At 66.2% G+C, this 16210-nt stretch carries 15 protein-coding genes and 2 tRNA genes; 13 read left to right on the forward strand and 4 right to left on the reverse strand.

The features are described 5' to 3' along the window. Positions 1-900: DAK2 domain-containing protein (locus AUL32_RS02805; protein ID WP_156421299.1), on the forward strand; the 900-nt coding region annotated here is incomplete at its 5' end. 455 nt (positions 901-1355) lie between these two features. Here the strand turns inward: AUL32_RS02805 and AUL32_RS02810 are convergent. Then, a tRNA-Phe gene (locus tag AUL32_RS02810) sits at positions 1356-1431 on the reverse strand. Between the two features lie 161 nt (positions 1432-1592). On the opposite strand from AUL32_RS02810, the gene AUL32_RS02815 reads away from it, so the two are divergent. Further along, a tRNA-Thr gene (locus tag AUL32_RS02815) sits at positions 1593-1667 on the forward strand. Positions 1668-2083: 416 nt separating this feature from the next. Continuing rightward, positions 2084-4141: a HAMP domain-containing methyl-accepting chemotaxis protein gene (locus tag AUL32_RS02820; protein WP_062111573.1), complete on the forward strand. Its 2058-nt coding sequence runs from the start codon at positions 2084-2086 to the stop codon at positions 4139-4141. Between the two features lie 364 nt (positions 4142-4505). Here the strand turns inward: AUL32_RS02820 and AUL32_RS24960 are convergent, their stop codons facing one another. Continuing rightward, positions 4506-4670 (reverse strand): hypothetical protein, encoded by a 165-nt coding sequence (locus tag AUL32_RS24960; RefSeq protein ID WP_156421300.1) that lies wholly within the window; start codon positions 4668-4670, stop codon positions 4506-4508. A 266-nt stretch (positions 4671-4936) separates the two neighbouring features. Beyond that, complete coding sequence (locus AUL32_RS02825) at positions 4937-5485, reverse strand: PAS domain-containing protein (RefSeq protein ID WP_061974728.1); 549 nt, start codon at positions 5483-5485, stop codon at positions 4937-4939. A gap of 176 nt (positions 5486-5661) precedes the next feature. Between AUL32_RS02825 and AUL32_RS02830 the strand changes: the two genes are divergently transcribed. Beyond that, complete coding sequence (locus tag AUL32_RS02830; RefSeq protein ID WP_061974730.1) at positions 5662-6036, forward strand: helix-turn-helix domain-containing protein; 375 nt, start codon at positions 5662-5664, stop codon at positions 6034-6036. Between the two features lie 21 nt (positions 6037-6057). On the opposite strand, the gene AUL32_RS02835 is transcribed toward AUL32_RS02830, so the two are convergent. Beyond that, positions 6058-6522 carry a hypothetical protein gene (locus AUL32_RS02835; protein WP_062111576.1) on the reverse strand — a complete coding sequence of 155 codons (465 nt, stop codon included), beginning with the start codon at positions 6520-6522 and terminating at the stop codon, positions 6058-6060. A gap of 266 nt (positions 6523-6788) precedes the next feature. On the opposite strand from AUL32_RS02835, the gene AUL32_RS02840 reads away from it, so the two are divergent. The 9 genes from AUL32_RS02840 to AUL32_RS02880 all read left to right on the forward strand — a co-directional run bounded on the left by AUL32_RS02840 (position 6789) and on the right by AUL32_RS02880 (position 16193). Next, positions 6789-7973 (forward strand): acyltransferase family protein, encoded by a 1185-nt coding sequence (locus tag AUL32_RS02840; RefSeq protein ID WP_192847413.1) that lies wholly within the window; start codon positions 6789-6791, stop codon positions 7971-7973. A gap of 75 nt (positions 7974-8048) precedes the next feature. Beyond that, positions 8049-8255 (forward strand): hypothetical protein, encoded by a 207-nt coding sequence (locus AUL32_RS02845; RefSeq protein WP_061974736.1) that lies wholly within the window; start codon positions 8049-8051, stop codon positions 8253-8255. A 131-nt stretch (positions 8256-8386) separates the two neighbouring features. Next, a complete protein-coding gene (locus AUL32_RS02850; protein ID WP_062111580.1) occupies positions 8387-9295 on the forward strand; it encodes a LysR family transcriptional regulator in 909 nt (302 codons plus the stop codon). Between the two features lie 359 nt (positions 9296-9654). Beyond that, positions 9655-10704, forward strand: coding sequence for a dipeptidase (locus AUL32_RS02855; RefSeq protein ID WP_062111582.1), 1050 nt, complete (start codon positions 9655-9657; stop codon positions 10702-10704). A gap of 128 nt (positions 10705-10832) precedes the next feature. After that, positions 10833-12446, forward strand: a complete 1614-nt coding sequence (locus tag AUL32_RS02860) for an ABC transporter substrate-binding protein (protein WP_244497622.1) — start codon at positions 10833-10835, stop codon at positions 12444-12446. A gap of 33 nt (positions 12447-12479) precedes the next feature. Next, positions 12480-13574 carry an ABC transporter permease gene (locus tag AUL32_RS02865; RefSeq protein ID WP_082659197.1) on the forward strand — a complete coding sequence of 365 codons (1095 nt, stop codon included), beginning with the start codon at positions 12480-12482 and terminating at the stop codon, positions 13572-13574. After that, the gene (gene nikC / locus AUL32_RS02870) at positions 13571-14491 is read left to right on the forward strand and encodes a nickel transporter permease (RefSeq protein ID WP_062111586.1); all 921 of its coding nucleotides are present in this window, start codon (positions 13571-13573) and stop codon (positions 14489-14491) included. The genes AUL32_RS02865 and nikC overlap by 4 nt, the downstream gene beginning before the upstream one ends. 71 nt (positions 14492-14562) lie before the next feature. Next, positions 14563-15411 (forward strand): ABC transporter ATP-binding protein, encoded by an 849-nt coding sequence (locus AUL32_RS02875; RefSeq protein ID WP_082659211.1) that lies wholly within the window; start codon positions 14563-14565, stop codon positions 15409-15411. Further along, a complete protein-coding gene (locus tag AUL32_RS02880; protein ID WP_062111588.1) occupies positions 15408-16193 on the forward strand; it encodes an ABC transporter ATP-binding protein in 786 nt (261 codons plus the stop codon). The genes AUL32_RS02875 and AUL32_RS02880 overlap by 4 nt, the downstream gene beginning before the upstream one ends. Positions 16194-16210: the final 17 nt, after the last annotated feature.

Raw genomic sequence — 16210 nt, forward strand, 5'->3', positions numbered from 1 at the left:
CAGCCGATGGAACTCGACATCGTGGCGGGGGAAGCGCTGCGCCAGTTGGTGGCGCGGGGCCTCCAAGTCGAGCGCGCCTGGTGCGGCACGCTCCTCTCGGCGCTCGATATGCGCGGCTGCTCGCTTTCGCTCCTGCGGGTCGACGACGCGCGTCTGGCGTTGCTCGACGCGCCGACGCGCGCGCCTGCCTGGCCGGGCGGGGGGCACCTGAACCGGGACATCCACCTTCCCGCCGCCCCGTCCACGGCGGTGCCGACGGAGACCTTAGGCAGCGCCGTGCCGCAACCGAGAATGGAGGCGATGCGCCGGGCCGTCCTGGCGGCGGCTGCCGCCATCGAACAGGCCGAAGGCGAACTCACCGATCTCGACGCCCGCGCGGGTGATGGCGATCTTGGCGCCAGCCTGTCGCGCGGCGCGGAAGCCCTGCGGGCCTTGCCGGACAGCGTCTGGACCAGCCCGGACCGCGCCCTGACAGCCATGGCCGAAGCGCTGCGCCGGGCGATCGCCGGAAGCTCCGGCCCCTTCTATGCCACGGCATTGATGCGCGCCGCGCGCCATCTACAGACCCATCCCGCCAACCCGCGCGAAGCGGCCCCAGCCTTCGCGGCCGCCGCGCGTGCCATCGGCGAGCTCGGCGGCGCTGGCGAGGGCGACCGCACCATGCTGGACGCTCTCCTGCCGGCCGCCCGCGCCCTGAAAGCCGCCACCGAGCGCGGCGAGACGCCTGCCATCGCATGGGCCGAGGCAGCGAAGGCGGCGGCTTCCGGCGCCGAGGCGACACAGACCATGGCCCCGCGCCTCGGCCGCGCCAGCTATCTCGGCGCCCGTGCCCTCGGCATACCGGACGGCGGCGCGGTCGCGATCTCGATCTGGCTGAAGGCCATCGCCGGCGCGCTGTAGGGGGGGCGCATTCGCAGTCGGAGGGTGAGGTAGGGGCGAGTCCTATGGCGCTCGCCCCTACATCGCCAATCCGGCTCGATCATTTCCGACTCGCGATCGAGAATATCCTGCGTCCCGCTGAGCAGAGCCCGAAACGAGTTTTCCGTCTTGCGTCTTACTGCGAGCTGGAATCAGGCGTGACAGTCAGCAACGCGACAGACCGAACCCTCGCGTGCGCCAAGCAGTTTATAATTCGAGAGTCGGTCGGTTCCTTAAACGAGGGGAAGACAAGGAAGTGCCAGCTCGCTCGTCCCTGGAAAGTGTTGCTCGCCGGCTCCGATTCTAACGCCCGCTTAGCATCCGCTGCTTCAACGGCGCAGAATGACGCTGACCAATGCCGGACTCGCAAAGGTAGCGAGGCAGTATAAACTTCAGCTTGCAGCTAAGTTCAATAAGCCTGTTTTCATGAAGATAAATGGTGCCCAAGGGCGGAATCGAACCACCGACACTGCGATTTTCAGTCGCATGCTCTACCAACTGAGCTACTTGGGCAAGCAGTTTCGCTTCATTCGAAGCATCGCTGCGTTGGTGAGGGCCTTATAGGCGGCGCGAAAAATCCTGTCTAGCCTTTTTGCATGTCGGCGAGATGAAAAAGATCCGACGATCCGGCTTGCCAACCCGGGAACCATATGGCAAACAGCCGCCATCGAAGCGCTGCGGTAGCTCAGTGGTAGAGCACTCCATTGGTAATGGAGAGGTCGAGAGTTCAATCCTCTCTCGCAGCACCAGATATCTCAATCCCTTCAAACGATTATCTACGGGTTTGGTGCTGGCGTCTGCTTGGTCGTTCACGCCTAGTGCTCGTAGGATGTCGTATGGTCTTTGGGTCGCATCCTTGCCGGTGGCGGTTTTTTTTGCTGCACTTGCGAAGGCTGATGGCTGAGACGATTGTCTGCTTCGCCTGTCTCCGCGGTCTCTGCCGCTAAGACCTCTCTTCCCTCTCGATTCCAGGCTGGCATCGACTGCTTCGCCGTCGCATCAGAGTCGGCGCGCGTTCGCTCTTCTTCGCGGAATTTAGGTCGCGGCCAAGAAACACATTTTCGCGGCTAAAAATTCAGCTGGCTCGGAACGTGCTTTCGGTAATCGTTCGTTGAGCGAATTAAATCAATCCTCCCGCGATAGCTGATGTTCGGGAGGGCAGTGCATGCGCTGGACGATCAAGACCAAGCTGGGCGTGTCGTTCTCGGCTGTCCTTTTGATGATGGCTGGAACCGGCTATGTCGGCATCAATAGCCTTTCGCTCACCAACGCGATGATGACTGGATTTGCCAGTGGCCCCTATGTCCAGACGGAGCGCGCCGGCGGTATACAAGCTGTCGTCACCGATATTCAACGCGCGACGCTGAGATTGATATTGGCGCCCGACACCGATGCGAAAGCCATGGCCAAGCAGGATCTCGCCAATGACTGGCAGATGCTGGACGAGGACTTGACGAAGCTGCTGGGCGCGATGTCCGCCACCGACCAAGCCTCGAATGCCGATCTTCGAGCACTGACCGATAAGGTCCGGGCGGCCGCCAACGAGACCGCCTCGGTCGCCGAATTCGCGGAGCCGACGGCTGGCAACAGGGCGATGAACGAGACCAAGCCTTTGTCCGACGCATTTTTGGCAAGCTCGGCCGAACTCAAGAAGGCCGTTCTTCAGTCCGACGATAAAGCAGCCCTGGCGGCGCTCAGTCTTCTTTCGGACATCCAAGTCGAGGTGCTTCGCAGCCGAACCTCGGCGATCGCGGCCGTGGTGCGGACCGACCCGGCCCAGCTTCAGCGCATCAAGAAGGATCTGACGGCCGTATACGCGAATGTGGACCAGCTTTTCACAGCGCTGCTGGCAGTGCCGGCGGGTGCCGGGCATCAGGAGCTCGTCGCCAAGACCAAGGCCTCCTGGACGGACCTTCGGACTGCGGAGGAGTCGATCGTCGAGTTCGGCCTGAACAACCATTTCGGCCGCGCACTCCAACTCAACAACGAGACGCTGACGCCGCTTGCCGAAGCGCTGGACGACCGCGCCGATAAGCTGACGGAGCAAAGCGCTGCGGTTGCGACCGCCTATCTCGATGAAGCGCAGGACAACTACCTCGCGACGCGGAACATCCTCATCGCGTTTCTGGGTGCGGCTCTTGCGATCGGGGCGGGGGCCGCGATCTGGCTTGCGGCCTCGATCGGCCGTGGGCTTCGAAAAGCCGTTCGTCTCTCCAACGATATCGGCACGGGCGATGTTTCGCAGCAGGTCGAGGTGCGGGGGAGCGACGAGGTCGCCGAACTTCTCGTCTCGATGAATGCGATGAGCGCCCAGCTTTCCGCCATTGCCACCGATGTTACGGGGTCGGCTGCGCAGGTGGCGAGCGGGTCCACGCAATCGGCCGCGACGGCCGAGGCGCTTTCGTCCGGCTCGACGGAGCAGGCCGCCGCCTCCGAGCAGGCGTCCGCCGCAGTGGAGCAGATGACGGCGAACGTGCGACAGAATTCCGACAACGCCACGCAGACCGAGAAGATTGCCGCCCAGGCTTCGCATCATGCCGAGAGAAGCGGAGTGGCCGTCGCAAGCGCCGTCGACGCCATGCGCACCATCGCCGAAAAGATCGCCGTCGTGCAGGAGATTGCGCGCCAGACCGACCTTCTGGCGCTGAACGCCGCCATCGAGGCCGCCCGCGCCGGTAGCCACGGCAAGGGCTTCGCGGTGGTCGCCTCCGAGGTTCGAAAGCTCGCCGAGCGCTCGCAGTCGGCGGCGCAGGAAATCGGGCAATTGTCGGCGCAGACGCTGGTCACTTCCGAGGAGGCGGGCCGGATGCTCGACGCGCTGGTGCCCGACATCCAGAAGACCGCCGAACTGGTGTCCGAAATTTCGGCCGCCTGCCGCGAGCAGTCGGTCGGCATCGAGCAGATCAACCAGGCCATCCAGCAGCTCGATCAGGTGACGCAGAGCAATGCCGGATCGGCCAATGAAATGTCGGCGACGGCCAACCAATTGTCCGCCGAAGCGCGACGTCTGGAGGAGCGGGCCAGCTTCTTCACGCTGGCGCAGGCTCTCAAGCCTGCGGCCACTGCGGCGGCGAGCGAGACGACCGACCATGATCTGCAGGCGAAGGTTCGGCGGTTGGAAGTGGCCAACAGCGCCCGGCCGACAGGCCGCACGTCGTCGGCCGGTCCCGCATCCGACGGCTTCGATCTGAATCTGGACGGGTTCGAGAAGTTGAGCGCCTGATTATTGCCGCAGGCCGGAGGGCGGCGAAGGTGGCTCGAAGACTCCATCGCAGCCTCCGCGAGAAGGGATCAAGCCCTTCCGGCATAGACAGAGCTGCCTGCCGGAACGGCGCCAGACGGGATGAAGCACCAAGCCTTGGCGAGGTCCTGCTCTATCTCGGCATGGAAATCATCTGTTCCGACATCGTCGGTGAGCGGATGGGCACAGGTCGGAAGGGGAAAGGTCGCTCGGTGAGGGACGGCGGCGGTCGCTTCTGTCTCCGAACCGTCCGTAACCCCAAAACCCCCTTCGAGCGATGGGCTTGAAGGGGGCCGAATGGGAGCGGGCCTCTGGGTGCCTAGCGACAGCCCGCGTCCGGGGTGCGCTACATCGCGTGGGCGAGCTTCAGGAACGCCTCTTTTTCATCGCCCTCAGTGGGGTCGGTTTCGATCTCGGAAGACGATGGGCTGCGCATCACCAGCGGGGAACCGACTTCGTCTTCGTCCCGTGACGTGTCCGCGAATGCGTTCTGCGAGGTGAGAGTGTCCATGGTCTATCTCCTTCTCTCTTCGATAGCATTGCCGTCGTGGTTGTTCGGACTAACAGGCTCCGTTCGTTGCGGTCGCATGGATCCCGCGACCTGACCGGGAGGGTGACACGATCACGGGATGTTTGGCAATGACGCAATGTGTTGATGAAAGTTGCACGCAAGGCGGGCGACCGAATGGAGATCAGCGCATCCTGCAATCGATAGTTATGATGGCGCCCCAAGATGGTCCGAGGAGCCGGGCGCGCGAAGCCAGTCGCGAAGCCCGGTCAGGCGTCGTTCTTGGGCTCAAGACGCGCAGCGATCTGATAGCCGGTTTCCAGAAGAGTCGCGTCGATCAGCGCTCGCAGCAGGTCGTAGTCGAGCGATGCGGCGAGATCGCGCGCTTGCGTGAGATGGTCGACGAGCGATCCCTCGCGGGCTTTCCGGCTCCTGTCGGGGACGGGGCGGAGCGGAGGCGCGATGTCGGAAAGATAGCCCGAGATATAGGTCAGGCGCCCGTCCGCCGTGCGGAAGCACCGAGCGCGCGAGCGCACCCATCGCGTTCCGTGAAGGATGCTTCGGAGCCGGTAGTCGACCGTCATGGAATTCTCGCCCGCCATCGCGGCTGCGATGCCGCGCGTAAGGCCGGATCGATCGTCGGGATGGATGGCGGCCTGGAAGCGCTCGAGGGCGATGCCATGCTGGCCAAGCTCGCGGGGCACGTTGATATATTCGCAGACACGCTCGCAGGCGATCACGAGATTCGTGCTGACTTGCCAGTTCCAAATGCCGATCAGGTCGAGAAGGCCCGCGCCGTCCTTCGAGTCATCGTTCATTGAGACAACCCTTGGGCCTGTTCGGCATAAAATTCTTTTCTCGGAACGAGAACGGTCCTACGAAGCTTCCAGCGCAATGTCCACCATTCGGTGAGGTGCCGAACCATTCTCCATTCGTGCTCGGCACGAAGGGGCGGGATGGGGAGGAATGGGTTCGAGCGAAAGGTTCACGACGGATGCAGGCTCTGGTGAAGGACCCGATCGATCTCCATCTCGGCAAGCGCCTCGAGGCCTTGCGGCTGGCGCAGGGAAAATCCCTCCAAAGCGTCGCGAACGAATTAGACATCACCTACCAGCAGGTCCGCAAATACGAGAACGGCGAGAACCGGATCAGTGCCAGCACGCTCTATCGTCTGGCCAGGGTTCTGAACGTTCAGCCCAGCTTCTTCTTCGAGGGGATGGAGGGCGAACCCGCGCCGAACGGCGAGGCGGATTCGCAGGAAGTTCTGGAGCCGGCCTACGAAGACCTCCTCAACCGCATCAAGGATGGCGAGGTGAGGGACGCGCTTCGCCATCTCTTTCTGCGCATGGCGAAGCTGAACTCGCTTTGAGACGTTGAAAGCGCTCGAGCTCTAGCCGCGACGACCGGCCGAGGTGAGGCCGACGACAGCGGCGCCGCTGGCCAGGACGATCGCATCCTCGACGAAGCCGCTGGAGGACTGGCCGTAGCGCGCCATGGCCCGCCGACGCAGCGCCAGCCCGAGATAGGACGCGCCGATCGCGGTCGCGACAGCGAGGATCGCGCCTTCGCCCTGCCGCCCCCTCGGCGCGAGCATGGCCCCGGCGAAAGCCGCCGTCAGGCTGCGGGCGATCAGGCCGGCCGGCACGGTGCGATCCGGGGCGGAGCGCATCTTGTCGCCCGCCATCTCGCCGGCCGCGAGCGCGGCGGTACCCCAGGCAACCAGCGGATGCGCGAGAAGCTCGACGGCCGGCCCGCCTCGCGGCAGGGTCCCACGCTGCGCCGCGCCGGACAGGAGCACGAGCGGAGTCATGGCGCGCTGGCCGGCGACGAGGCCGATGAGAAGAGAACGAAGCATAGGCGGACAATCTCCAGGTGGGATCGGGTGGACCGATCCCACAACTCGCAGAGCGGTCGATCGTATCCACGGGATGCGGAGATGGGATCGCGCCGGATCGGCGAGAGGCGCGCGATCAGCGCCGTCGGACGGCTTGAGTGCGCCGCAAGAAAAACCAAGTCGATTTCGCGAGTGCAGTGTAGGGCTTGCACCCGGAGATAGCTTGTCAGCGGCCTGTTCGGGTGAAAAGGATGGGTCCCGCTTTGATCGGTGCGAAGGGTCTGCCCATGCCGTCGTCCAGGAAACTGGTGGAATTGGAGGCACTTCGCGGTATCGCCGCGATCACGGTGCTGGTCCACCACTTCATGCTCGGCTTTACCCCAAGGTTGCATGGCCTGTCCTATCCCGACCAGCCCTGGTCCCTGTTCGGCACGCCTGCCTTCGCCTTGGTGAACGGCTCGGCGGCCGTGGTCGTGTTCTTCGTCCTGTCAGGTTTCGTCCTGTCGCTTCGGGTCCTGCGGACCGGCAGCGCGGAGGTGGCGGCCCTGGCTGCGCTCAAGCGCTGGCCGCGTCTGGCCGGTCCGGTGATCCTTACCAATGCCATGGCCGGCGGCGCGATGGCGGCTGGCCTCTTCTCCAACCCCGCCGTCGCGCCGCTCGTCCCTTCGAAATGGCTGGCCTGGTTCTACACCTGGCCGAGCGCCGGCTTCGCGGAAATTCCCCAAAGCATCTGGGAAGGCGCGACGACCTTCTTCACCGCGCACAGTCTCTACAATTCTAGTCTCTGGACCATGCGCTACGAATTCGAGGGCAGTTTCCTCGTGCTCATAGCGGCACTGCTCTGGGCAAGGCTTCCCCGCTTTCAAACGCCGATTCTCAGCGCGCTCTGGCTCGCCGCGTTTCTCGCCAGTCCCTATCTCAGCCCCTTCGTCGTCGGCGTCGCCCTTGCGACGCGGCACGAGGCGGGACCGGGGCGGGACTGGACATGGCGCGGCACGGCGGCGGCCATCGTGGCCATCCTGCTGCTCGGCGGCTATCACGAGGCCATGGTCGGCTCGCGCCCGGAAGGGCTCTATGCCCCGCTCGCCCCTCTGGCGGCATTGGACCCTCTGCGCCTGCGCGTCGTGCTTCACACCTTGGCCGCCGTGCTGGCGCTTTTTCTGTTCCAGCGCTCCGCGCCGATCCGCCGGGCCATGTCGGGCCAGGTCGGCTCAACTTTGGGCTTCCTGTCCTTCGGCATCTATCTCTGCCAGATCATCGTGATCTGTTCCGCTTCCAGCGCCGTGTTCGAGGCGACCGTGAACTGGGGCCGGGGGATGCAGATCGGCGCGACCTTCCTCGTCACAGTTGCGGGAACCCTGGCACTGGCCGTGCCGGTCGCGATCTTCGATCGCTGGTGGATGGGGCAGGTCGGCCGGCTCTTCACCCTGGGCCACGCGCGCTACAGAGCCCGAGCGGCGGCGAGCGCCTGATCGAAGCGATCGCGGCCTCCCGGGGAACCTCGCCCCTGGCCATGCGTCCTCTTTGTAAAACAAGGAGGACGACGCATGTCGAACATCATCAATCAACCGGGGCAGGACCTGCCCGAGCCGATCCTGCCCGGTACCGGGGACGATGACGCCATCGGGCGGCCGGACGGCGGACCGGGCATCGGCCCCGACACGCCGACAAGGCCCGTGGAGCCGAACCCGGCGGGCGAGCCCGACCCGACGCGCCCGGCACCGCCGGTGCCCGGAATGCCCGGCGGCCTCTGACCCACCACGCGCCGGCGCTGGCGGCGTGTCCAAGGCCCGCCGGCGCCATTCGGCCCGCTCATGAGGTTTGACGGCTGCGCGCCGGTCTGCCAACGAGTTCGCCAATCGACTTCATTCGCCTTCGGAATGACATGGCTCTCGCGCGCCGCTTTCTTCCCTCCATGTCGCTACTGCGCGCCTTCGAGGCGGCGGCGCGGCTGCAGAGCTTCACGGCGGCCGGGGCCGAGATCAACCTGACCCAAAGCGCTGTCAGCCGTCAGATCCGCGCGCTAGAAGAACTCCTCGGCGCCGAGCTTTTCATCCGCGAGCGTCAGGCGGTGCGCCTCACCGTGGCGGGCGAGGTCTATGCGAGGGAAATCCGCGAGGCTCTGCAACGCATCGCGGGCGCGACCCTGACCTTCCGCGCCAACCCGGAGGGCGGCACCCTCAATCTCGCCATCCTCCCGACCGTCGGCACGCGCTGGCTGGCGCCGCGCCTGCCCGGCTTCCTGCGCGGGAACCCCGGCATCACGCTGAACCTGACGACGCGGCTCTCGCCCTTCGACTTCCGGCTGGAGGCGCTGGACGCGGCCATCCATTTCGGCGCGGCGGACTGGCCGGGGGCCGAGCTCGATCTCCTGATGAGCGAAACCGTGGTGCCGGCCTGCAGCCCGGCGCTGGCCGAGCGCCACGGCTTTCGCGCGCCGGCCGATCTTCTCGCCGCGCCGCTTCTCCATCTCGTGTCGCGGCCCGACGCGTGGGAGCGCTGGTTCGCTTTGCAGGGCGTGTCTTTCGGCCCGTTGCGCGGCATGCTGTTCGATCAGTTCGCGACCGCCGCGCAAAGTGCGATCTCAGGAATCGGCGTGGCGGTCCTGCCCGAATTCCTGATCGAGGACGAGTTGGCGCGCGGCGACCTCGTGCGCGCGCTCAACCTGCCGATGGAAAGCGCCGAGCGCTATTATCTGGCCTCGCCCACGACGCGCGCGACCTATCCGCCGCTCGACGCCTTTCGCCGCTGGATTCGCGCCGAGGCGGCCGGTAGCGCGGGGGAGGGCGGGTAAGAGACTGTTTGGAAACTCGGTCGGGTCGGTCCGACGTCTCTTTTCAGCCGACGCTTCGTTGCCAATCCTCGCCGATGCCGCCGGCATCGACTGCGTTTGGCGCCTCGCGACGCCAGAAAATCCCTCGCCGGCCTTCCACCGCCGAGTTTCCAAACAGTCTCTAAGCCGCCTTCCCGTCTCGAAACCCTGTCTGCCCCCCAAGACGAGACAGCGTGTTGCGGATGCGAAGGCGCCGCTGGCGTCGCGCGGTCGGCTGGCCTAACGTCCCGCCCATGCGCTTCTCCGCATCCGCTCGGCGGGCTCCCGCTCATGGGTTGTGGGGAGGCGCGCGGCTCGAATTTGGCATGAGGACCTAAGCCTTGAAGGTTTTCGACGGACACAACGACGCCCTCCTGCGTATCTATCAGGACCCGACGCCCACCACCTTCCAGGCCTTTCTCGACGGTGATTCGCAGCTGCATATCGACCTCGCCAAGGCACGGGCTGGCGGGCTGGCGGGCGGGCTCTTCGCCATCTTCCCGCCTTCGCCCATGGCGGGCGACCTCAGCGACCGGATGAGCGGACGGGGCTACGATCTGCCGTTGCCCACGCCGTTGGCGCACCCAGCCGGGGCCGACGCGACGGTGGCCATGGCCTCGATTCTTCTCCGGCTGGAAGCGGCGTCGAAGGGCGGGCTCACGGTCTGCCGCAGCGTCAGTGAGATCGAGTCGGCCATGGCGAAGGGGAGTCTCGCCGCCGTTCTTCATATCGAGGGCGCCGAGGCCATCGATCCCGAGCTTCACATGCTCGACGTTCTGTTTGCCGCTGGCTTACGCTCGGTGGGCATGGTCTGGAGCCGCAACAATCATTTCGCGCACGGCGTGCCCATGCGCTTTCCCTCGACGCCCGACACGGGCGAAGGCCTGCTGGAGCCGGGCAAGCGCCTCGTGAAGCGCTGCAACGAACTCGGCATTCTTCTCGATCTGTCGCATCTCAACGAGCGCGGCTTCTGGGACGTGGCCGAACTCTCGGATGCCCCGCTCGTCGCGACCCACTCCAATGCGCATCTGCTCTGCACCGTCAGCCGCAACCTGACCGATGTGCAGCTGGATGCCGTTGCCGCCTCGCGCGGCGTGGTTGGGCTGAACTTCGCCACCGCCTTCCTGCGGGAGGACGGGCGCATGGATTCCGACACGCCGCTCGATACGATGCGCCGGCATCTCGACGCGCTTCTGGAGCGGCTGGGGGAGGAGGGCGTCGCGCTCGGCTCCGATTTCGACGGGGCGACGATCCCCGACGCGATCGGCTCCGCCGCCGGGCTTCCCGCCCTGTTCGAGCATCTGTCGAAGGCCGGCTATGGCGATGCGCTACTGGAACGGATCGCCCATCGCAACTGGCTCTCGGTGCTCGGGCGCACTTGGAAGGCGTAACGTCCTGTCCACAGCTTGTGCACTGCACGCGCTTGCCGAGTCATTAAGCATGTCATAGCGTCCTCTCGTCGGGCGCGGGGAATGCGTGCTTCGCGCCGATCCGCTCACCGAACCCGACGAGGTTGCCCGTGTCGTTTCTGTCTTCCCGCCCGTTCGCCCGCCGCCTTCTTGCCGGAACCGTGCTGCTTGGCGCGGCGACCTTCGGCTCCGCGGCCCTGGCCGAGACGCCGGCCGACACGCTGGTGATCGCCAACGGCATCGACGACATGAAGTCGCTCGACCCGGCCGAGAGCTTCGAATTCTCCGGCCAGGATCAGATCAACAATCTCTACGAGACCCTGGTCGAGATCGATCCGGCGACGTTGAAGCCTATTCCGGGCCTCGCTTCGAGCTGGTCGGTTTCAGAAGACGGGCTGACCTACACGTTCAAGATGGCGGAAGGGCGCAAGTTCGCCTCCGGCAATCCGGTGACCGCCGAGGACGCGGCGTTCTCGCTGCAGCGCGTCGTCAAGCTCGACCAGACGCCGGCCTTCATCCTCACCCAGTTCGGCCTGACCAAGGACAATATCGAAACCAGCGTAAAGGCGGTGGACGCCTCGACGCTGCAGATCGTCACCGACAAGCCCTATGCGCCGTCCTTCCTCTACAACGCGCTGACGGCGGAGGTCGGCTCGATCGTCGACAAGGCCGTGGTCATGGAACACGCCGCCGAGGATTTCGGCAACGCCTGGCTCGACACACATTCGGCGGGCTCGGGCGCCTATGTCCTGCGCGCCTGGAAGCCGAACGAGTCCGTCGTGCTCGACGCCAATCCGAATTTCGGCCACGAGGTCGCGATGAAGCGCGTCTTCGTGCGCCATGTCGTGGAGCCCGCGACGCAGCTTCTTCTCCTGCAGAAGGGCGATGTGGACGTCGCCCGCAATCTCGGGCCGACCGACATCGCCTCGGTGGAGAAGGACGCCAATCTCAAGATCCAGACCGAGCTGCGCGGCCAGGTCTACTATCTCTCCGGCAACCAGAAGGACGAGATCCTCGCCAAGCCCAAGGTCATGGAAGCGATCAAGTATCTGATCGACTATGACGGCATCACCAGCCAGCTTCTGAAGGGCCAGGAGCAGACGCACCAGTCCTTCCTGCCCGCCGGCTTCCTCGGCGCGATCGAGGACAAGCCCTTCAAGCTCGACGTCGCCAAGGCCAAGGCGCTGCTGGCGGAGGCCGGATATCCCGATGGATTCGAGACCGAGATCCTGATCCGCAACGAGAAGGAGCGCGTCGACATCGCCCAGGCGATCCAGGGCTCGCTGGCGCAGGCCGGCATCAAGGCTTCGCTCCGTTCGGTGACGGGCGCCGAGGCGCTGTCGATCTACCGCGCCCGCAACCACAAGCTGACGCTGCAGACCTGGGGCCCGGACTATCCCGATCCGCAGACCAACGCCTCGGTCTTCGCCGCCAATGCCGACAATTCGGACGCGGGCGCCTTGGTCGGCAATCTCGCCTGGCGCAACGCCTATGCCGCCACGGAAACGACGCCCATGGTGGCGGCCGCCGTGGTGGAAAAGGACGAGGCCAAGCGCGCCGCCCTCTACGAAGAGATGCAGCGCCACGAGCAGATGGCTTCGCCCATCGCGGTCCTGTTCCAGCGCTCCGAGCAGCCGGCGCTGCGCAAGGGTGTCGACGGGTTCAAGACCGGTGGCGCCGTCGCCTCGGCCTTCTACTGGACCGTGACCAAGGCGGCGAAGTAGTCCCTTGCGACCCATCGGCATGAGGGCGGGTCTATGAGCCCGCCCGTTCTCGACGAGCCGGCGCTCGATCCCACGCGCGCCCCGACCGGCGGGGGCCTCGGCATCCCCCGCGCCCTCCAGCGCGGCGGGGGCCTCCTGTTTAGCCTCGCCATCACCCTGTTCGGCCTCCTCTTCGTCACCTTCCTGATCGCCCGCGTAGTGCCGCTCGATCCCGTGCTGGCCGTGGTCGGCGATCGCTCGACGCAGGCGCAGTACGATGCGGCGAAGATCGCGCTCGGCCTCGACCAGCCGCTGCCCGTGCAGTTCGTGCGCTATCTCGGCGATGTCCTGACCGGCGATCTCGGCCGCTCGAACCTCACCTCGCGCCCCGTGGTGGAGGACATCCGCGCCGCCTTTCCTGCGACGCTGGAACTCGCCACGCTCGCCACGCTGATCGGCGTCCTGCTCGGCGTGCCGGCCGGGGTCTTCGGCGCGGTTTATCAGGGGCGCTGGCCCGATCAGGTGATACGTGTCGTCGGGCTGCTCGGCTATTCCATGCCGGTCTTCTGGCTCGGACTGATCGCGCTTCTCGTGTTTTACGGACAACTCGGCTGGGTCGGCGGGCCGGGACGGCTCGATGTCTCGTTTGAGCTGGCCTACGAGTTCGACGTGACGCCGCTCACCGGCTCGATCCTGATCGACTCCGCCCTGTCCGGCGCTTGGGACGTGTTCTGGAACGCCCTGTCGCATCTCATCCTGCCCGCGCTGGTGCTCGGCTACTTTTCGCTCGCCTACATCTCTCGGATGACGCGGTCCTTCATGCTCGAACAGCTCAGCCAGGATTACGTCACCGCCGCGCGGGTGAAGGGCGTGTCGGAGCGGCGCGTCGTCTGGGTCCATGCGCTCGGCAACGCCATGGTGCCGCTCGTCACCGTCATCGCGCTGTCCTATGCCGCGCTGCTGGAAGGGTCGGTGCTGACCGAGACGGTCTTCGCCTGGCCCGGCCTCGGGCTCTACATCACGCAGGCGTTGTTCGCCGCCGACTTCAACGCCGTGCTCGGCGGAACGCTGATGATCGGCGCGGCCTTCATCGTGCTGAATCTTCTCTCCGACGTCGTCTACACGCTGGTCGATCCGAGGGCGCGATGAGCGAAATGACACGGACTTCCGGGTGGCTAGGCTGGCTGACCAGCGACAGCCCGCGCTCACGCTTTCAGGCGCGCGCCGTTTCGCTCTGGCAGGGCTGGCTGACGCTCAGGAGCAACGCCCTGGCGATGATCGGCCTTGCCCTGATCGTCCTTCTCCTGCTCATGGCCGCCTTCGCGCCCTGGCTCGCCACCCATGCGCCCAACATCCAGAACCTCGACACGCGGCTTCTGCCGCCCGGCGCCGGCCATTGGCTCGGCACGGACGAACTCGGCCGCGACGTCTGGAGCCGGCTCGTCTACGGCGCGCGCGTCACGCTCTACGTCGTGGCGCTGGTGGCGCTCACCGCTCCGGTGCTCGGCCTCGTGATCGGCACCGTGGCAGGGACGCTGGGCGGCTGGACCGACCGTGTCCTGATGCGGATCACCGACATCTTCCTGGCCTTTCCCCGCCTGATCCTGGCGCTCGCCTTCGTGGCAGCGCTCGGCCCCGGCATCGAAAACGCCATTCTCGCCATCGCGCTCACCGCTTGGCCGCCATATGCCCGCGTCGCCCGGGCCGAGACGCTGACCGTGCGCCGCTCCGACTATATCGCGGCCGCTCGGCTTCAGGGCGCCGGGACGCTGCGCATCATCACCGGCCATATCATGCCGATGTGCCTTTCCTCGGTGATCGTGCGCGTCACGCTCGACATGGCCGGCATCATCCTCACCGCCGCCGGCCTCGGCTTTCTCGGCCTCGGCGCGCAGCCGCCGCTGGCCGAATGGGGCGCCATGATCTCCTCGGGGCGGCAATATCTGCTGACGCATTGGTGGGTGGCGACCATTCCCGGCATCGCCATCCTGCTGGTCAGCCTTGCCTTCAACCTGCTCGGCGACGCGCTGCGCGACATTCTCGATCCCCGGAGCGCGAAGCAATGAGCGCGGGCGAGGAAACCATGCGCGAAGCATTGAGCGCGGGCGAAAAGACCATGCGCGTCGAAGGAAAGATGATGTCCAACGCCGGCGAGCCTCTCTTGGAGGTGCGCAACCTTCGCGTCGGCTTCGACACGAGGCGCGGCCTCGTGGAAGCCGTGCGCGGCGTCAGCTTCACGGTCGGGCGCGAGCGCGTGGCGATCGTGGGCGAATCCGGCTCCGGCAAGTCGATGACAGGGCGCGCCATCCTGCGCCTCGTGCGCCCGCCCGGCCATGTTGCGGCCGATACGCTTCGCTTCCGCGGCACCGATCTCGCCGCCCTCAGCGAGCGCGAGATGCGCGCCGTGCGCGGCCGGCGCATCGCCATGGTAATGCAGGACCCCAAATACTCGCTGAACCCGGTCATGCGGATCGACCGGCAGCTCGGCGAGGCGCTGCGCGCGCACGGCCGCATCTCCGGCGCGGACGCCAAGCGACGCATGGTCGCCATGCTGGAGGACGTGCAGATCCGCGATCCCGAGCGGGTCTTGCGCGCCTATCCGCACGAGCTTTCCGGCGGCATGGGCCAGCGCGTGATGATCGCCATGATGCTGATCCCCGAACCCGAACTCCTGATCGCGGACGAGCCGACATCGGCGCTGGACGTCACCGTGCAGCTCGAAATCCTTCGCATTCTGGACGATCTCGTGCGCGGGCGCGGCATGGGCCTCCTGTTCATCAGTCACGATCTGCGCCTCGTCTCCACCTTCTGCGACCGGGTGCTCGTCATGTATCGCGGGCGGATCGTCGAGGAGATCGCCGCGCGAAATCTGGCCGAGGCGAAGCATCCCTACACGCGGGGCCTGCTCGCCTGCCTGCCGCGCATCGGCGGCGGCCACGCGCCGCTGCCCGTGCTCGACCGCCAGCCGGAATGGGAGCGGGCATGAGCACCACACCGCGCATCGAGGTCCGCCATCTCGGCGTGACGCTGGGCGAAGGCCGCAGCCGCGTCGATGCCGTGAAAAGCGTCTCCTTCAAGGTCGCGCCGGGCGAGTCCTTCGGATTGGTCGGCGAATCCGGTTCGGGCAAGTCCACCATCCTGCGGGCGCTCTGCGGCCTCGCGCCGGTCAGCGCGGGGGAGGTGCTGATCGATGGAGCGCCGCTGACGGGGCGGCGCGACAAGAGCTTCGCCGCCCGGGTGCAGATGGTGTTTCAGGATCCCTACGGCTCGCTCCATCCGCGCCACACGATCGACCGCATCCTCGCCGAGCCGCTGTCGATCCACGGGTTGAAGGATCGCGACCGGCGCATTCTCCAGGCGCTGGCCGATGTCGGGCTCGACCCCGCCTTCCGCTTCCGCCTGCCGCACCAGCTGTCCGGCGGCCAGCGCCAGCGCATCGCGATCGCCCGCGCCTTGATCCTGGAGCCGTCGATCCTGCTTCTGGACGAGCCGACCTCGGCGCTCGACGCTTCGATCCAGGCCGAGGTGCTGAACCTCCTGACCCGGCTGCGGGCCGAGCGAGGGCTCACCTATCTCTTCGTCAGCCACGACCTCGCCGTGGTCGATCACATGTGCGAGCGGCTTCTGGTGATGCGGGCGGGGGAGGCGGTGGAGACACTGGACGAAGGGCGTCTGGCGCGGCGGGACGTGCGCTCGGACTATGCACGAACCCTGATGGTCGCCAGCGACGGCTTCGTGCGGCCCGGGGAAGGCGTCGCCGGGCGCTAAAGCTGGGGATGGCGGGG

The sequence above is a fragment of the Aureimonas sp. AU40 genome (assembly GCF_001463785.1).
In the GTDB taxonomy this organism is placed as follows: domain Bacteria; phylum Pseudomonadota; class Alphaproteobacteria; order Rhizobiales; family Rhizobiaceae; genus Aureimonas.

Bases quoted from the DNA above. Each gene is read 5' to 3' on its own strand.
- AUL32_RS02820 (WP_062111573.1), top strand. From the start codon at position 2,084: ATGCGCTGGACGATCAAGACCAAGCTGGGCGTGTCGTTCTCGGCTGTC.
- AUL32_RS24960 (WP_156421300.1), bottom strand. From the start codon at position 4,670: ATGGACACTCTCACCTCGCAGAACGCATTCGCGGACACGTCACGGGAC.
- AUL32_RS02825 (WP_061974728.1), bottom strand. From the start codon at position 5,485: ATGAACGATGACTCGAAGGACGGCGCGGGCCTTCTCGACCTGATCGGC.
- AUL32_RS02830 (WP_061974730.1), top strand. From the start codon at position 5,662: ATGCAGGCTCTGGTGAAGGACCCGATCGATCTCCATCTCGGCAAGCGC.
- AUL32_RS02835 (WP_062111576.1), bottom strand. From the start codon at position 6,522: ATGCTTCGTTCTCTTCTCATCGGCCTCGTCGCCGGCCAGCGCGCCATG.
- AUL32_RS02840 (WP_192847413.1), top strand. From the start codon at position 6,789: ATGCCGTCGTCCAGGAAACTGGTGGAATTGGAGGCACTTCGCGGTATC.
- AUL32_RS02845 (WP_061974736.1), top strand. From the start codon at position 8,049: ATGTCGAACATCATCAATCAACCGGGGCAGGACCTGCCCGAGCCGATC.
- AUL32_RS02850 (WP_062111580.1), top strand. From the start codon at position 8,387: ATGGCTCTCGCGCGCCGCTTTCTTCCCTCCATGTCGCTACTGCGCGCC.
- AUL32_RS02865 (WP_082659197.1), top strand. From the start codon at position 12,480: ATGAGCCCGCCCGTTCTCGACGAGCCGGCGCTCGATCCCACGCGCGCC.
- nikC (WP_062111586.1), top strand. From the start codon at position 13,571: ATGAGCGAAATGACACGGACTTCCGGGTGGCTAGGCTGGCTGACCAGC.
- AUL32_RS02875 (WP_082659211.1), top strand. From the start codon at position 14,563: ATGTCCAACGCCGGCGAGCCTCTCTTGGAGGTGCGCAACCTTCGCGTC.
- AUL32_RS02880 (WP_062111588.1), top strand. From the start codon at position 15,408: ATGAGCACCACACCGCGCATCGAGGTCCGCCATCTCGGCGTGACGCTG.